This is a genomic window from Formosa bonchosmolovskayae (assembly GCF_051016085.1).
Classification (GTDB): Bacteria; Bacteroidota; Bacteroidia; order Flavobacteriales; family Flavobacteriaceae; genus Formosa.
The window spans coordinates 2,465,835-2,484,188 of record NZ_CP174605.1 but is presented as its reverse complement, the minus strand read 5'-3'; the positions used below and the strand labels follow the sequence as shown (position 1 = coordinate 2,484,188).

The following is an 18,354-nucleotide window of genomic DNA, read 5'->3' as shown; positions in this document are numbered from 1 at the left end:
TCGTTTAAATCTTGTCTTATGGCAAGTTATCGAGTTAAGACACTACTTCTTTTCTTATTCTACTTAATGAAGTATCAGTAATTCCTAAATAAGTAGCAATGTGTTTTAATGGTACTTCTTTAATAATTTGTGGCTTATCTTTTACCAAATTTAAATAACGTTCTGAGGCACTTTGTGTGTGCATTCTAACAGCACGGTGTTTTGCCATAAAAAGTTGCTGGGACATCCAGCTTCGACCCCATTCTGTAAACCCCTCTATAGTATTAAATAAGTTTTGAAAATCATTGAATTCTATTTTATATACTTCACAGTCTGTTATGGCATGAATGGTTTCTTTAGAAGGTGTACGAAGAAATAAAGACGCTACTTCAATTAGAATATCATTAGAACCAAAAAAATCGGTAGTAATTTCGTTGCCTTTATAATCGATTACAAACGAACGACACAATCCTTTTTTTATTAAAAAATAGGCATTGCTTATTTTGCTTTCTTGTAATATGATTTCATGTTTTGAAAACTCAACTTTTGTATGGGCATCAATAATGTTTTTATAATCTTCTTTTTTAATCTTTGGATGATTATAAATGTTTTCGAAAAAGGAAGCTTTCATAGCTCTTAAATTTCCTTAAAAATAAGCAAAATTGAATAATATTAAACATATAATACTATTTGGATTTAGGTCCAGTTTTAATCTTATCATTATCAGAAGTCTCCTATAATGACAGATTATTATTCTTAAAATAACAAATCCCAACAATCATATAGTAAAATTTCAAAACATTTCAAAATCGACATAACATTCCTCTTTTACTTTTGATATACATGTACATTGCGTCTAAGGTGCACGCAATCTTACTTACCCCCTATTCTACCACTATTTTATTTATAAACAAAACAGTGTTAAATTAAGGATCAACATTACTCACGAAAGAAAAGAAGTTCTCAATTGAATCAAAGTTATGCGAAATTAATTTTTTCTTTAATCTCATTTTACTTACTCTAACACTTTGGGGAGAAATCCCTAAAATACTGCCCATTTCGGCACTTGTAATTTTTAATTTTAATAACACCATTAGACGTATTTCTCCTTCAGTAAACTGAATCTTATTTTCATTTATATATGAAAAGAAAACAGGGTAAATGGTTTCAAATTTTTCTTTAAACACAACCCAGTCTTGAAATGTTAATATTCTTTTCTTGGACAACTTTGCTATTTCAATATTTTTTTTTGAAACACTTGAATCTCGATTGTTAATAACATTTTGAAGATTTGAAATAATTTCGTTCTTTTTAGTTAAATCTAATATGTAAGATTTTAATTCATGTTGTTTCATGTCTAAAATTTCGTTCGAAGCTTTTAATCTCAAAGTAACTTCTTTGCTTTTTAATTTTATCCTTGAAGTGTATCTCAAAATAAATATCAAACCTAATAAAAAGGCTAAATATATAGAGATGCTTATAATTATAATTCTGTTTTTGGTAAGCTCTTTATTCTTTTCAAGGTTATGAATTTGTAAATCTTTGATTTTAGCAGACATTTCAGCCTGTGATTTGGCTAAAATTTTAGACTGGTTTGTAATTAATATCTTATTGTTTAGGTCATTGTATTTTTTAAAATAAAAAATAGCAGAATCTAGTCTATTTGATTGCTCATAGATCTCTGATAGTTTGAGATAGGTATCTTTCACTCTTACATCTCTATTGACTTCTTTAGCAATTTTCAGACTTAAATGACCAAATTTAATGGCATCATTTTTATTATTTTTTTTGGCATTAATGTCTGCTAAATTATAAAAGGTCGCAGATAAGCCGTCTTTATATTCTTGTTCTTTATAACTGTTGATTGCTTTAATATAATTATGTTCGGCTTCATTTATTTTACCTTGATTCTTATATATTTGGCCATTATTATTATATGCAATACCTAGTTCTCTGTAATATTTATACGTCTTAAAGATTTCAATTGCCTTTTGATTAAATAAAAGCGCTTTAGTATAATGTCTTTGTTCTTTTAATATTAATGCTTGATTGGTATAGGTTAACCCTTGTAACTTATGTAAGTTTAATTTATTTGCCAATTTTGCAGATTCTGTATAGGCATCCATTGCATCTTTATTATTTTCCAATCGCCAATAAATGAGCCCAAGAATATTAAGAGTCTTTGCAAACTCTATTTGATTATTTTCAAGTAAAGCTCTAGTATAAGCGCATTTCCCAATTGATAATGCTAATTCATAATTTTCTTGTTCCCATTCCTCAACTGCCAGATTATTAAGTACATTAACATTATTGTTAAAATATTTTTGACACACGTCCTCATATGTCTCTTGAACTTTTAATTTGGTGTCATCCTTCTCTATAGACGAAAAAAAGGTACTATCTCCATCATTGTTTAGTATTATAAAAACGAATACGGGAAATAGAACAAATAATCCTATTATGATTATTTTGATTTTATAGTTATCTAACATTTTTTAAATATTCATTTCTCTGAAGTATTATTTCACTATCATTTTTCTTGTAAATTTAAAGTTATTTGTTTCCATACTATAAAAATACAACCCTGATTGAAGATTTGAAATATTTAAATCTAAAACATTATTGCCAACTGGGTAAAATTGATTATTTATAGCCCTTATTTTCCGACCTTGAGAATCATATATTTTAAAATTTACATTACTGCTTTGTCTTAAATAAAAAGGAATTGATGTATCCGTGTTCCCAGGATTAGGATAATTTTGCCCCAACCAATTGTTTACAGTATCTGATGGTATTACTTCATCAATACTCAAAACGTCATGTTGTGTTTCGAAAAAATATAACCCTTCAAAAACATTCATCTCATGCGATACCTTACCTCCAATTATTAATCGACCATCATTCAGTGGATTTAAACTATTAGGGTTATATGCTGATAACTCGGGCCCCACAAAAAACTCTTCCGAACTATTGCCAAACTCATCTATTAGAATTAAACTAGCAATTGTGAAGGAACCGACAGAGTATAAAATCCTTTTAGGCATTGTAGTATCGTACATTTGATTGAGAACGTAAATATTATCAGAATCATCCACATGTATATCTCTGTAAAAACGATTCAATTCTGAATTTGTAGTCCAGACCTGATTACCGTCATCGTCAAAATTCACTATAGCAATGCGATTGCTACCATCCAAAGTTGATAAGCTATAACTAGACATTATAATATTACCTGTGGATAATTGCTTAATTGTATAAGGGCTAACCTTTCGATCTGCTTCAGTGTAAGAAGATAGCCATTGATTTTCGCCATCAGAATTAAATTTTAACACTATAGCTTTCCTGAAATATGAACTATCTTCACTATATCCTGTAACATATATATCATTGATATCATTTAATATAACTTCTACACCTGAAGAATTAGCGTTTTCAATGGAAATTGGCGAAATCCATTGAGCTACACCTTCTGAATTTAATTTGAGTAATATCAAATTAGTAGTTTGGTCTAAAAAATCACCGCTACCAAGCATACCTGTAACATAGATGTTACCATTTGAATCTACTTTTCCTGAATTTAATGAATATAAATTATCACTTGTTTCTGATGATTGGTAAAAAGTAGTCCACTCCTCAATACCAGAGGACGCAAATTTAGAAATTGTAAATATGGCGTTTGAATCTGTCTGTTCTTTAAAAGAGGTACCTGTTATATAAACATTATTGGAGTCATCAAAAAACATTTCATATAAATTAGAATTGAAATAATCTTTTTCTGTTTCCCAAAGCAAATTACCCTGCGGGTCGTATTTTTTAAGACTAATAAATTGATCTTCAAAATTATAAGGTTTTAGATAAACAATAATATTATCAGAATTATCAACACCTATAATGATACTATTACTTGAATTTCCATTGTCTTGATTAAAAGTTTTTTGCCATTCAACTTGGCCCTCTTCATTATACTTGACTATTTGAAAATTTTCAAAATATTCATTATTAACAATTGTACCATACTGCCCGGCTACGTATATATTATTGTCGCTATCATTTACAGTTGATAAAATTTGCATTTTAGTAGAAGTACTAGAATATATTTCTGACCATTCAAGAGTATTGGTGTTTAAAGGTAATTTAGAAAACTCAAAGACATCTCCATTATTAGAATAAAAGGACCATGATACTAAATTTGCATTATCTTTAGTTATATCAATATTAATTAAATCTACAATACTTCCAAAAGGAGAGAACGGAATTATATAATTTGTTTCGTCAACCAAAGCTCCAGTATTATTAAGCTTGTAAATATCTATTCTTTGTTCAAAAGTTGTTTGATCCATACCAATTGAGGAAATGAAAATTTCTGAATTAGATAGAAACTCAAAATAGACTTTTTGTGGGTTTACTATAGCGTCAGAAGTATAATCCCAATTACTTACTCCATTTTTATCATAAGACACTAAGACAGCCCCATCTTCAGAGAAACCTCCAAAATGTATTCCCGAAACATATAAATTACCATCAGAATTAGCATAAATACTATAGGCATCAGTTAAATCTCCATCATATTCAAAGGTTTCAATCCAAACAATATTTCCCGCTGAATCATATTTTATTGTACCCATTTTATTAAAAAAGGTATCAAATGTTCCTGTTACATAACTATTTCCGTTTGCATCGAAAGTATTGCCACGAGCAATAGAATTCGTTGGGTTATTTTCATCATTATATATATATAAATTACGCCAGTTTTCTACACCCATAGAATTATAACTAATGGAATAATAACCTTGCATAAAATTGGAATCATAACCATACCCAGAAACTAAAATGTTATTATTTGTGTCTATTGCGATATCTAAAGGCTCGTTCCATGTATTAGGTGTAAAATTAGAGTCTATAGCTGACCACAATAGAGTGCCAGCTTTATTATATTTCAAAGTTAAAAAACCTACTCCTTGACCTGTGTAACTCACTCCTGTTACCACTACATTTTGTGCATTATCTAAACTAATAGCTGTTGGGGTATCTAGTCCGTTTCCTATCCCGCTAAAAATATGTTCCCAAATTATATTTCCATTTGAAGCATCATATTTTATGGTTTTAATATCCATATTATCCCCATTCCAGTTTACCCCGCTTACAATCGGATTTCCTAATCCGTCTAAAGTAATTACCGTTCCAAATTCAACACTATATAGATTTGACTCTTCTCTTACTTCCCATAGAACATTTCCATTTTCGTCAACCTTAATTGTAACAAAATCTCCTTTTGGGGTATTGGGGTTAGAACTTGTTCCCGTAATATATACATTTGATCCATCGTTAATACTTGCAAAAGGAATATTAATTCCGTTATTGGTATTAGAAAAATATTCATAGTTAGAATGACGCATCATACTATTCATGTTCGCGTTAAAACGTTCTGAATTATTTAATTTTGATACCTTTGAAAGAATACCTTCTTTCATGGATGTTTCCATCCCGAAATAATTCTTAGTTTGAAATTCTTGTGCAATTGAAGGAAAACTTAATAAGCATAACAGAATGGAAAGTAATTTATAATACATAATATAAAATTTTTATTACAATTATATATAGTATTTACTACTAATACCTTAAAACTGTATATACATAAGTGTTGACAATTACATTTTTGTTATATATATTATAATTAAAAAAAACAATTAAATCATTCTTTTAAATTGGAGATCCATTGATTATGAATTCCAAAACTTTTATTGGGTTTCGGGCCTGTTTCTATTAAGAGTTGACCACCTTGAGTAAGTTCCTTTTGAGTTAACCAATTTCTTTCTAATTTCTTTCCATTAAAATAAACGGTTTGAATGTAAAAATGATCTTTATTATAATGCTTTACTTCTATATTTAAAATTTTACTATCTCCCATATTTATTTTTACAGATTTAAATATTGGAGCTGTTAAATAATAAATCGGATCGCCAATATTAGCAGGAGAAAGTCCAATACTTCTCAGCACAAACCAAGACGACATGGTACCTGCATCGTCATCCATAGTACGCAAATAGGCTTTTGGTCTATTATTATATATTTTACCGATATAGGGATCTACACCTTTACTATTATTATTAAAATAAGTTTGCACCATGGTATCTAACATAATATTTCTAAATAGCTTTTGAGATTTCCAAGGTTGTTTGGTGGCATTATAAAGTCCTGGAACTTGTAAATCGGGCTGATTGGCATGATTGTAATTATAATCTGCAAAAAACTGATCTAACTGTTTTAAAAACAGATCTTCTCCTCCTATTAAAGTTTTTAATCCGTCAACATCAAATGGTACAAACCATCTGTATTGCCAAATCGTACCTTGATACAGACCGCGCGCTTGCATTTTATCGACATCATCTTTTGATAGGTCTGCAAAATCTGTATTCCAATAAGATTTATACTTTAAAGCTTTAAGTGCATGGTCCTTACTTAGTGAAGTATCTCCAGTAATTTTTAAGATTTCCGACATTGCCCAAGTATCGTAAGAGGATTCTAAGGCTTTATCTGGTGCACTATAATCCAGTTGTTCAACTTCAGTAATTAATGCTTCTTTTATTGCTTCAAAGTTAACAGCATATCCTTTGTTATAAGCATCTAGCAACACAACAATGGCGTGTTCTGTCCTAACTGTAGGTGAAGGCTCGTGCATTGTAGCCCAACTTTGCTTGCCGTAAGGGTATAAATTAGCAATAGACTTTGCTATTGATGCAAATGTATCTTGATACAGTAGTGATAACATAGGCAACTGCTCTCTATAGTTATCCCAAATAGCCCAACCATTATAAACAGGAAAATCTGATGTTTGTCTAGATCCATCTATGGCACGATAAGCACCATCTGTTTCTGAAATAAGATATGGAGATTGAAGTCCTCTATACAATAAAGAATAGAAAAAATCTTCACGATCTTTCTCCCCCTTGACCTCTACACGACTCAGCAACTGATTCCAATTCGTCGTCGTATGTTCTTTTAAAGTTTCTAATCTTATAAATGAGTTTTCTATTTTTTTTAAAGCATAATCTTCATCTACTGAAGAAAATCCTACACGGACTTCCATAGGTTTTTGCTTATTTTCACGGACAGCTATAAGCCCATAATCTCCGCTAGGTTTTAGCTCAGAAACATTACGTATTTCAAGGGCATAATAAATACGATACACCCCAACATCACAGGTTGTTTTGGTATCAATATATCCTGTGATAACATTGGCATGTATGGTATGTTTTTCAGCTACAAATCGATCTGCAAAAGCATAAGATAAATCAATAAACAAACTACTTTCTTCATTTGGAAATTCGTACTTATGAATGCCAAAATTAGTATCTACTGCCATTTCAGCCTTAATACCATTCTCAAAAGATACACTATAAAATCCAGGATAAGCATAATCCTGTTTTTTGTAAAGCTCTGTTGTAAGATCTTCTCCTAAAATGGGTTTCACTAAAATATTACCTCCGCTTCCAGTGCATCCTACTCCTTCAATGCGTGTATGAGTAAACCCTTCAAACACTTTTGCATAATAATCATAACCAGTATGTATATGTGGTTTGGTTTGTGGACCAATACTCATCATATTAAAAGGAGATGATGCCGCAGGAGATAATTGACCATGATCTCCAGAGGTACCTAAAAAAACATTAACCGCATCTACCGGTCTACCAGTCAAACTAGTACGTTCTTGAGCTTTTAAGCGACTTGTTATTAGAACAAGTAGTATAATAATAAAAAGATATCTAAACATATATTAGGGATCTAGAGGTTCTAAAGGATTTTGTTGTAGGGACTCCTTTTGGGGTAAATATTCAAGAGTCGTTTTATTCAAACGTTTTTTAATAGTTGCTGGCTGATATCCTAACTCTGTAAAACAGCGATTAACAAACATTTCACTTTCTGTGTATTCACTATGAAAATTATTAGTGACCACTAATGAAAGCCGATCTATAGGCACGTTATACGCAATCAAAAGCCTACTGGCATTTCTTAAATTGGTTGTCGTATGTCTGGCGTAAGGCTCAATAATAATGCAATTTTCAGGAATATTGTATTGTGCAATCAACTCCTTTTTCATTTCTATGGCTTCTGCATATGCGGCTCTGTACGGATGGGCATGACCTCCTGACACTATAATAAGCGGAACGTCTCCTGACAAAAAAGCTTCTGCTCCCAACTTAATATTAAATTTTCCTAAAGCAGATAATCGATCTCTGTAATTTTCAGGACCATTACCTAAAACGAGTACAGAAGCATATTTGTATTGTTCAAAATCAATACTAGATATATGCGCTTTTACGTTTTTATTTTCTAGTACTTCTAAAGGCTCATACCTTACGGCTTCATCCCTGTGATTAAAGTATAAAAGGGACAAAACAAATTGTGTAGATTGAGAATAAAAAGCCTGTAAACTATTAGCTGCCAAATGATCACTCCATACAAATAGGGTTTGCTTATAATATGAACTGTTTACATTATAAGAAATAGAATCAATTTCAGCATATTGAGGGGATTCACCTTTACCATAAACTTTTAAAACATGATTAACACCACGAGCACATAATGCCCAAGCTTGAGACAATAATTTTTGATCGCCTTTACCTTCATATAAGTTATATGCTCCAGAAGGCTTAAGTTCTGTCTTTACGAAATCTCTTAGTACTTCAGATTTAACATATAATGCTTCTAATCTTTCACTTATTTTTAAAATTTCAGAATCAGAAAAAATATACGGATCTACCAAATATTTCGCATCTATCGTTTTAGAATCACTTAAAAGCGAGGCCACTATAGCTTGATGCTTAACTTTAGAAATGTCTTTCAATACGGTATCGTCCTCAAAAATCTTTTTTACTGCTGGATTGTGATCTATGGCATCTAACAAATAATAATTTTTCTTAGCTAGCTTTTGATAAACTTTTGGATTAGTATTTTGAGCAACTTGGCTATAACCTATTACAGTGAGTAACAAGCATATTATAATAACATATTTTTTCATGTGTATAAAGTAAAAAGCAGGAGAATAATATCTCCTGCTGTATTTAATGTGTATTAATAACCGTTGTTTTGAGTAACCATGCCGTCCGCGACACCATCTATATAAGCTTGAGGTATAGGCCAATATTCATTTTTTCCGGCTTGAAATGTAGCATTAGATAAATGGGTTCTTCTGGTTTTCTCAACCTCAAGATAGTCCGAGATAACATTATCTGCATTCCCCCAGCGTACTAAGTTAAAAAATCGATGTCCTTCTAAAGCCAATTCCAAACGTGATTCTAAACGCACAGCCTCTCTAGCATCATCTTGACTACTCCATACATTAGCATACAACGCTATCTTGTAATTTGCGGCATCTTGACTTCCATCTAAGGTCTTTACATACATGGAGTTTTTAGCTCTATCTCTAAGTTGGTTTACTAAAGACCTTGCTTCTTCTAATTGACCAATTTCTACAGCGGCTTCTGCTCTCCATAACACAACTTCTCCATATCTAATGATATAATAATCTAAAGCACTTACGTATGGCCAAACAGTTACAAAATATTCAGAATTGGCTGAAACAATTCTTTTCTTAGGACTAAATTCGCCATAAGTTGCTAAGTCTCTTGCCCAACTGCTATCATACAAAATATCAAGATCTTTATAAGGTATCCCTGGTCTACCTACAGTAATATCTAATCTAGGGTCTACAAAATCAGTATCGGTTAGGTTTTCATTACTATGTGCAGGAATACCTTCTGAAGTAACCTTAAAAGCATTTACTAAATTTTGAGATGGTCTTTGAAATCCATATTGAGAGTAAAAGGGTCCTCCTGGAGCTAATAACCGGTCGCCTATACTTCCATTATAATTACTAGCCTGGCCATCATTTACAGAGTGTTGAACGGCAAAAATAACTTCTTTATTATTATCATTTTCTGGCAAGAATAATTCTTGAAAATCATCCATCAACCCGTAGTTACTATTTATAACTTCTGTAGTCGCATCATAAGCCAATTGCCATTTTTCTTGAAACAAATACGTTTTAGCTAAATAGGCTTGTGCCGCAATTTTTGTAGGTCTACCCACTTCGTCTTGTGTAGTTGGCAAGACGTTATAAGCGGCTTGAAAATCGGCTTCTATTTTGTCCCATAATTCTTCTGAAGTAAATTCAGTATTAGATTTAGCATAGTCATTTACAGTTTCTGCCGTTTCATCTATATAAGGAATATGATTATAAATCTTTTTCAATTCAAAATAAAAATGTCCACGCAAAAATTGTAACTCGGCTTTTCTCTGAATTCTTAAATCATCATCAAAATCTTCAGATGCTTCAAGTAAGCGCATCGCTTCATTAGCTCTTTTAACACCTTCATACAATGCCATCCATTTACGTTCAACATCAATTGTAGTAGGTAGTGTATTAAAGATCTCCATTTGGTGAATATTATTTTGATCACCAGTACCACCACCCCCTTTATAGGCATCGTCTGAAACAACATCTCCAAAACTCCAATTAGAAGCAGGTGAATTATAAGCATTACTTGCTCCGTCAAACTGCCCATTTAAGACGCTATAGGCTGAAATTATTGCCAATTCTACGTTCGCTGGACTAGTCATTTCTGAAGGAGAAACTTCTCCATAGGTAACTTCTTCTAAATAATCGTTAGCACACGACGTAATACTTAATATGACTGTTGGAACAATCATAAGCTTTGCTATATATGTTTTAAATTTCATTGTAAATTAGTTTTAAAAGTTAAGGTTAAATCCTAAAATGAATGTTCTTGAAGGAGGGTAAATACCACGATCTACACCAATATCTAAGTTTCTACTGCTGCTTGAATAATTCTGAAGTCCAATTTCTGGGGTCATCCCACTATAATCTGTTATTGTAAATACATTACTCGCTTGAGCATATATTCTAAGTCCTAAATTGTTTAAAATATTTGCCGGCAGGGTATAACCAATTTGTAAATTATTTAATTTTAAATAAGAGCCATCCTCAACATAATACGATGACGGTCTGATGTTATTATTTGGATCGTCCAAACTTAATCTTGGAATATCTGAATTTGGATTCTCTGTACTCCACGCGCCTAATAAAGCCGAGTCTTTATTATATGCAGATTGGTTAAAGAAGTATGTCTTGTATTTTGTTAGGTTATAAATATCGTTACCAATACTGGCGTTAAAAAACATACCTAAATCAAAATTCTTGTAATTAACATTTATATTAAACCCTATAACAACATCGGGATGCGGAGAACCTATAAAGGTTCTATCTTCATCATTTATTTCACCATCACCGTTTACATCTGCAAATTTTAAATCTCCAGGTTGCGCATCGGGTTGTAAACCATAACTATCAACGTCTTCTTGACTTCTAAACAATCCTTCAGAACGGTAGCCATAAAAAGATGCGATAGGTTGCCCTACGGCGCTTCTAGAAACCTCTTGATCAAAATTCACGCTATGTAGTGATGAACTAGGAATCCCTAAGTAAGCAACATTTTGAAGTTCTGTCAATTCATTTTTATAACCGGATATATTAAGACCTAAATCGTAACCAAAATCATGGCTTTTATCGCTATATCTTAGATTAAGTTCATATCCTTTATTCTCCATAACACCATCATTAATCCACTGTCCATCATTTGTGCCCCCATATGTTAATGGTACAGAATTATAAACCAGAATATCATCAGTAACCTTCTTATACACTTCTGCGGTGATGTTTAATTTATTATTAAAAAAGCCTAAATCAACACCTATAGAGGTTTGTGTTGTGGTCTCCCAATTAAGATCTGAATTAGAAATTCTAGTTTGAATAAGCCCTGTCGACACCGAGTTTTGTCCGCCATCTATAGCATAATCACTATTACTACTATTATTAGTATAGCTATCTACTGTAGAATAAGAAGGAACCTCCTGATTACCAGTTTGTCCCCAACTTGCTCTAAGCAACATACTTGTAAACACTGTTCCAAAGTCAAAGAAGTCTTCTTTATCTAAGCGCCATCCTGCTGAAAAGGCTGGAAATGTACCCCAATTATTATTGGCTAAGCGTGAAGTCCCGTCTCTTCTAACTGTTGCAGTAACCAGATACTTTTCATTAAAATTATATCTAAACCTTCCGAAGTACGAGTTTAATGTCCATTCACTCGCTGATCCCGAGTTTAATTGATTATCCGTTCCATAACTTAAATACCAAAAATTAGGATCTTCATATAAAAAATCTTGTCTAGAAGCTGAAAAAGATTCTGCATAATATTCTATAGCTTCCTGCCCTAGTAATACATCTATATTATGACCGCCTATAGATTTAGAATAATTGATGGTATTGGTATAAGTAAACTGATGGTTAAAACTATTAGAAGTACTTAAGCTGTTTATGGTATTTTGAGAAAGAATTTCATCATATACGGGAGAAAAACCTCTATAATTATAATTATTATAATCTAATCCAAAGGACGATTTAAATGTAAAATCTCCAAAATTGAGTTCTGCATAAACATTACCAAAGGCACGTACATTTTTATCTTTATTATCTTTTGATCGGTAAAGGCTGGCAAGCGGATTTCCTATATCGTTAATGGGGTTACCTCCAAAATCTCCATTATTATCTCTTACAGGAATTATTGAAGGAAATTGAAACGCATTGTAAATTATACTTCCTAAAGCACTATTCGTTGTTGCAGACACATCTTCCGTATAAGATCCTGTAAAATTTTCTCCTATAGCTAACCAATCTGTAATATTATAATTTGAATTAAAACGTGCCGAATATCTAGTAAAACCGGTATATTTCACAACGCCTTCTTGATCGTAATACCCTAAAGAAAAGGCATGTTGTCCTTTTTCTGAACCTTTCTGGATGGAAAGATTATAATTTTGAACAAAAGCAGGTTGCATAATTTCTTGAATCCAATTTACATCGCTACTTGGTAGTGTTTCCTCACTATTTAACCATATTGGTATTACGGCTTGATCTGGGTTATCTCCATAAATATCATGCGATGGTGTTTGTCCATCGTTCTTATATGCTTGCCATAATAAATCACCATATTGTTGCGCATTTAACATTTTTGGTAAGTTAATAGCAGTTTGTATTCCTGCATAACCATCTATATTAACCTCAAAAGAATCTTTACCGGCTCCTTTTTTAGTCGTAATTACAATAACACCATTAGCAGCACGTGAACCATAGATAGAAGATGAAGCAGCATCCTTAAGGACCTGTATGCTTTCTATATCTTGAGGATTAATACTATTTAGTCCGTTAGAAGTTGGGACACCATCAATAACTACTAGAGGATCATTATTATTAATCGTACTAAATCCTCTTACACGAATGGATGTTCCGCCTCCTGGACTATTATCACTCATAACCTGGACACCTGGCATTCTACCTTGTAACATTTCCTCTACATTAGCTTTAGGCAACGTTTTAATGTCATCCGGATCTACCGAAGAAATAGCAGCTGTAATATTTTCACGTTTTTCTGTGCCATACCCCACCACTAATATTTCATCTAATTCATTCGCATCTTCCAATAAGACAATAGAAACTATGTTTTGACCAATTATATTAACATCCTGTTTCTGATACCCTAAATAAGTTATAGTAATATTCTCTATATTCGCCGGAATTGTTAATTTAAAATGACCATCATAATCTGTAGATGTTCCTATATTTGTACCTTTCACAAAAACATTGGCTCCTAAAATAGGTAACCCATTGTTGTCTTTTACAGTACCTTTAATTTGAGATTCTTGTTGGTTAGAAATAACCACCTGCTTCTTAACCAAAATACCGCTATCGGTAATTTTAAAATCTAAAGAAGACTTTTCTTTCAAGGTATTTAGAACAATCTCTAGAGTTTCATTATGTACATTTAAATCAATCTTAGTCGATAAATAGGACTGATTTGACACATAAATAAATGGTATATGTGTCTGTTTTTCTATAAGATTAAATACTTGACTTAAAGAGGTATTCTTTAAATTCAAATTAATACTATCTGTATTAGACGGTATTAAATAAGCACTTGAAAATGCGTGTAAACTGCTTGCCATGGATAGGACAAGAACTATAATTAGGCTTTTAAATTTCATAAAATTATGCTTTAATTATGTTTTAAATTTTGAATAGGAATCCCCTGTCCTATGACATAGGATTTTTTTAAAATGATATGATTTAATTTAATATTACTTGTAAGTAATCAACCCCTTACTTATATATTTAAGAGCTAACCCGATATGATTTTCTACAGTTTTAGGAGCTATATCTAAGAGTTCTGAAATTTCTTTATACTTGAATCCGTCTATTCTACTCATTTCAAAGATCTGACGTGTGCGTTTAGGAATTTCATTTAAAATAGTTCTAATGATGTGTTTATTAATTTCCAACTGCTCATTAGCTATAATTTCATCTTCAATACTTGGATACATATTTTGATTATCAAATTGATCTTCATGAAGTATTGGTCTTATTTTGTGGTTTTTACATGGCTTTCTTAGGTTGTTTTTTAGGATTACGTATATATATGATTTTGGATTTTTAATAGTATGTAGTTTATGTTTCTCCTTCCATAAGATCATAAAAACATCTGAAGCTTTTTCTTCTATAATGTGAATATTAGACTCATAAAGGATTCCGAACCGACATAAGCTATGGTAGTATTTCTTAAACAAAACATCTACTGCTTTAGGGTTTCCTAATTGAATTTGCTTAAAAAGAAGAAGATCTTCAGTTACAGCATTACTTATATTCACACCTTTAATTTGCATCATTTCCGATTATTAAGTATTCATTTTTATGAATTGGAACTATAGTAATATTTGCAATAAATTCTAATGAAGAAATAACCCCTTTTATGTCTAATCCTTTAAATGCGCCCGTTATTTTTTTACTTTCAAGAGTTTTATCTTTTAATCTAAAGGTTACTCCATAAAATTGATTAAGTTTTTTTATGGCTTCTATAAATGGTGTTTTATCTAAAATAAGCATCTCATCTTTCCAGCCTAAAACCTCAATGGCATTAAAATTTTTCTTTGTAATATCGTTTGTGGCATTATTATAAATAAGTTGTTCGTTTGGAGAAAGAGTTAATTGATTATTTGAGTCTTTAAATAACACATTCACTTTTCCTCGCTCTAAGGATACTATTTTATTTGATGTAGAAGTATTCACATTAAAAGCGGTTCCTAACACTTGTACATCCAAATTGGTTGTATGCACTATAAAAGGTTTTTCTTCATTATGAGTGACATCAAAAAACACTTCCCCGTTCACAAAAACATCTCTTGTTTTCTTGAATGCGTTAGGATAATGTATTTCACTTAAAGAATTTAGAACAACTAGGGTGCTATCTGGCAGATAAAGTGATCGCCTTTCTCCTTTTTCAGTTACAATTTGGTTAGTATAATTAATGTCTTGCGAATGATATACAAAAAAGGAGATAGTTAGTATAACTAAAGCAAAAGCACTTATAGCGACATATTTTTTGGACCACTTTTGTTTAGAATCTTTAATGAAACTAGAATCCTTTGTCAAATTTTGTTTTGCTTCATAATGAGGATCATCAATTTGCTCAGGTATTGGATAATGTTTCCAAATTAGACTATAATTTTCATAAAGGTTTTTTAAATCATGATCTAAGGCAAGCTCTATTTCAAAAACAGCTCGATCTGCCTGAGACATTTCATTAGTTAAATACCTTATACATTTCTTTTCCCTTCTATTAATTTTCATACAAAGTTTACCCTTTTACTTATAGGAGTCGAAAATTATAAAATACCCCCAACAAATAATATAAAGTGATTGCAAACTAAAGTTTAACTAATTGTTAATTGAGATAGCATATTGAATATTAGCGTAGAATAAATACTTAAATAATTTAGAAAGGAAAACAAGAACTCCTTATTTTGATTTTTATTCCTAGTTAAAAAGATTAACCTTTTGTTTTATAAATAATTTTATATCAGCCTGTGAAAAGCGCATACTATTCAAATATACCCCCCCTGTAAAAACCAATATATAAGGAAAATTTCTCCTTAGCATGTTATAAATTTTTAAACCAGACTTGTGCAATATAAAATCTTCACAGTTTTATGGATTTCATTCTTGATCGAACAAAGATATCAACCTGTTGTAAATCTTGTTATTACATAGCTTTTGAAGTTTGATTTAACGTTATTTAATAATTCCTCATACGTAAGTAAAAGCTATATTCTTAAGGAGAGCAAAATAAATTTGATTAGGCAATATAGAATTGTTTTCATACCGTAATCTTTTGATGGGAGAATTTCAATAGTATTCTTAAAACCAGATAATTAATGATATTTTCATAAACATATTTTGTATTGACATGAAATAAATATGGTCAACAAGCTAATATCAAAGCTATAAAATCTATCTTAACTTTTTTCATAAAAAATCCCCTCAAAATTTGAAGGGATTCTGTTTTTTAATAAGATAACAAAATTATTTTTTTGAAGCTTCTATAGACAGCTTTCTAAAATCTTTCATTAGTTTGGTCATTTCAAGTGTAGCTTTACGAGCACGTGTTCCTGCTGCCTTGTTTCCACTTTCTAACAATGCACCAGCATCACTGTAAAATGCTTCATATTGAGCGTTGATTTGTTCTAATAGTTCTTTCATAAATTTGAGGTTTAATATAAATCGCTAAATTAATATTTTATATTTACTTGAATGAGTCGTTTAATATAAAATTAAACAATCCGTAATTGAACAGACTTAACTATAGATTGTTTTAGAACACATTTTTCTTGTCGTTCCAAAACGTTCTTTAGGCGCCCAATATCCTTACTTATTTTCTTTTCAACAACTCTAGCGTATTTTTGCGTGGTCGACAATTTAGTATGTCCCAATAATTTCGAAACAGTTTCCAAAGGCACATCATTTAATAATGTTATGGTTGTGGCAAATGTATGCCTCGCTACATGAAAGGTTAAATGTTTATGTATTCCTGCTGATTTTGCAATATCCTTAAGATGTGCATTAACCTTTTGGTTGGATAAAATAGGAAGTAAACAATAATTATTACTCTCACAAGAATAGGATTTATAGCGTTCTAATATTTCCAATGCTTGAGATAACAATGGCACTCTAACAGGTGTTTTTGTTTTTTGACGTTTAACATTTATCCATAATGCTCCATCAATCCCCTCTACAATATCAGTACGATTTAGCTTTTGAACTTCAATGTAAGACAAACCTGTGTAACAAGCGAACACGAAAAAATCTCTAGTCTGTTTCAAACTTGGGGAAGACAAAACAATACTTTTTATTTTTACAATTTCTTTGACTTCAAGAAATTCACTGTCATAATCTTCATATTTCAGACCATATAAATTAAATGGATTATTTCTATAACATCCAAATTTCATGGCAATATTGATGAGTTTCTGGAAACGTTCCATATGCTTCATAATCCCATTATTACTCAAGGATTGAGATGCACGAAGAGGTTTGCAAGTCCGAAGAAAATCCTCAAACTCTATGATAAAAGAGTAATCAATGAAATGTAAATGAATGTCTGAAACACTATGCTTTTGTTGTAAAAAACGTTTCAAATACTTTTCCGTAGCCGCATAGTTTTTTAAAGTGCCTTGTTGCAGTTTTTTAGATTCTACAGTTTTATGATAATTTAAAACATCTTCAAGTGTTTCTAATGTTTTGTCTTTGCCTAAATAACGTAATTTTATCTTTTTTGCCGTTACGGGTATGCCTTCAGAAGAAAGTTGTCTGTGACATTCTAATAAATCTGAATACACTTCATCGAGGTAAAGATTAATATTCTTAGATTCTTTTAACCTAGATTTTACCCTAAAAGATTTATGACACCAATGAGAGGCTAAGGTAGAACGCTGGATACTAATATCAGCTCCAACACCATTTACTAAAATACGGGCATAAATAGGAATTTGACCATTATTTTTAATGGATCTTTTTTTCAGCCAGAAGTTTATGCTGAATGTTTTTGTGGTTTTCATAACATTTCACTTTAGTTAAACAATATTTAAAGTGAAAGTCAAATCTCTGATAAGTCCCTTAGGATCTATAATTTACGAAAGGTTATCCTATAAAAATAGGACATGCTATAGGACATATTAATAGGTGGTTTCAATTGAAAACAATTGAAACCAATAAATATTAAACCTCTGAAAATCATTAGTTTAATATTTATTTAGTTTACAATATGTCAAAATAGTCGGGGTGGCAGGATTCGAACCTGCGGCCTCCACGTCCCAAACGTGGCGCGATAACCGGGCTACGCTACACCCCGAAAAATTATCGAGGTGCAAATATACACCTTTTTATTAAAAACCAACTATTATTTTTAGTAA

General features: G+C 31.4%; 11 protein-coding genes and 1 tRNA gene. All 12 read right to left on the bottom strand.

Going from position 1 to position 18,354, the window contains the following annotated elements; all coding sequences use genetic code 11:
* Positions 1-34: 34 nt before the first annotated feature.
* Positions 35-610, bottom strand: coding sequence for a Crp/Fnr family transcriptional regulator (locus ACKC83_RS10620; protein ID WP_434035470.1), 576 nt, complete (start codon positions 608-610; stop codon positions 35-37).
* A gap of 295 nt (positions 611-905) precedes the next feature.
* The gene (locus tag ACKC83_RS10615; RefSeq protein ID WP_434035469.1) at positions 906-2,471 is read right to left on the bottom strand and encodes a tetratricopeptide repeat protein; all 1,566 of its coding nucleotides are present in this window, start codon (positions 2,469-2,471) and stop codon (positions 906-908) included.
* A gap of 27 nt (positions 2,472-2,498) precedes the next feature.
* Positions 2,499-5,549 (bottom strand): T9SS type A sorting domain-containing protein, encoded by a 3,051-nt coding sequence (locus tag ACKC83_RS10610; RefSeq protein ID WP_434035468.1) that lies wholly within the window; start codon positions 5,547-5,549, stop codon positions 2,499-2,501.
* 122 nt (positions 5,550-5,671) lie between these two features.
* Entirely contained in the window at positions 5,672-7,750 is a 2,079-nt protein-coding gene (locus tag ACKC83_RS10605; RefSeq protein WP_414037494.1) for a glycoside hydrolase domain-containing protein, read from the bottom strand.
* 3 nt (positions 7,751-7,753) lie between these two features.
* The gene (locus ACKC83_RS10600; protein ID WP_414037493.1) at positions 7,754-8,998 is read right to left on the bottom strand and encodes a YdcF family protein; all 1,245 of its coding nucleotides are present in this window, start codon (positions 8,996-8,998) and stop codon (positions 7,754-7,756) included.
* A 53-nt stretch (positions 8,999-9,051) separates the two neighbouring features.
* A complete protein-coding gene (locus ACKC83_RS10595; protein ID WP_414037492.1) occupies positions 9,052-10,719 on the bottom strand; it encodes a RagB/SusD family nutrient uptake outer membrane protein in 1,668 nt (555 codons plus the stop codon).
* Positions 10,720-10,731: 12 nt separating this feature from the next.
* Positions 10,732-14,097, bottom strand: coding sequence for a SusC/RagA family TonB-linked outer membrane protein (locus ACKC83_RS10590; RefSeq protein ID WP_434035467.1), 3,366 nt, complete (start codon positions 14,095-14,097; stop codon positions 10,732-10,734).
* Between the two features lie 93 nt (positions 14,098-14,190).
* Complete coding sequence (locus tag ACKC83_RS10585; RefSeq protein ID WP_414037490.1) at positions 14,191-14,775, bottom strand: RNA polymerase sigma factor; 585 nt, start codon at positions 14,773-14,775, stop codon at positions 14,191-14,193.
* Positions 14,762-15,736, bottom strand: coding sequence for a FecR family protein (locus ACKC83_RS10580; protein WP_414037489.1), 975 nt, complete (start codon positions 15,734-15,736; stop codon positions 14,762-14,764). Before ACKC83_RS10580 ends, ACKC83_RS10585 begins: the two co-directional genes overlap by 14 nt.
* Positions 15,737-16,468: 732 nt before the next feature.
* Positions 16,469-16,645 (bottom strand): histone H1, encoded by a 177-nt coding sequence (locus ACKC83_RS10575; RefSeq protein WP_434035466.1) that lies wholly within the window; start codon positions 16,643-16,645, stop codon positions 16,469-16,471.
* A 71-nt stretch (positions 16,646-16,716) separates the two neighbouring features.
* Entirely contained in the window at positions 16,717-18,000 is a 1,284-nt protein-coding gene (locus tag ACKC83_RS10570; RefSeq protein ID WP_414037084.1) for a site-specific integrase, read from the bottom strand.
* Positions 18,001-18,218: 218 nt separating this feature from the next.
* Positions 18,219-18,293, bottom strand: a tRNA-Pro gene (locus ACKC83_RS10565).
* Positions 18,294-18,354: the final 61 nt, after the last annotated feature.

Coding starts and splice junctions, on each gene's coding strand:
- ACKC83_RS10620 (WP_434035470.1), bottom strand. CDS start 610: ATGAAAGCTTCCTTTTTCGAAAACATTTATAATCATCCAAAGATTAAA.
- ACKC83_RS10615 (WP_434035469.1), bottom strand. CDS start 2,471: ATGTTAGATAACTATAAAATCAAAATAATCATAATAGGATTATTTGTT.
- ACKC83_RS10610 (WP_434035468.1), bottom strand. CDS start 5,549: ATGTATTATAAATTACTTTCCATTCTGTTATGCTTATTAAGTTTTCCT.
- ACKC83_RS10605 (WP_414037494.1), bottom strand. CDS start 7,750: ATGTTTAGATATCTTTTTATTATTATACTACTTGTTCTAATAACAAGT.
- ACKC83_RS10600 (WP_414037493.1), bottom strand. CDS start 8,998: ATGAAAAAATATGTTATTATAATATGCTTGTTACTCACTGTAATAGGT.
- ACKC83_RS10595 (WP_414037492.1), bottom strand. CDS start 10,719: ATGAAATTTAAAACATATATAGCAAAGCTTATGATTGTTCCAACAGTC.
- ACKC83_RS10590 (WP_434035467.1), bottom strand. CDS start 14,097: ATGAAATTTAAAAGCCTAATTATAGTTCTTGTCCTATCCATGGCAAGC.
- ACKC83_RS10585 (WP_414037490.1), bottom strand. CDS start 14,775: ATGATGCAAATTAAAGGTGTGAATATAAGTAATGCTGTAACTGAAGAT.
- ACKC83_RS10580 (WP_414037489.1), bottom strand. CDS start 15,736: ATGAAAATTAATAGAAGGGAAAAGAAATGTATAAGGTATTTAACTAAT.
- ACKC83_RS10575 (WP_434035466.1), bottom strand. CDS start 16,645: ATGAAAGAACTATTAGAACAAATCAACGCTCAATATGAAGCATTTTAC.
- ACKC83_RS10570 (WP_414037084.1), bottom strand. CDS start 18,000: ATGAAAACCACAAAAACATTCAGCATAAACTTCTGGCTGAAAAAAAGA.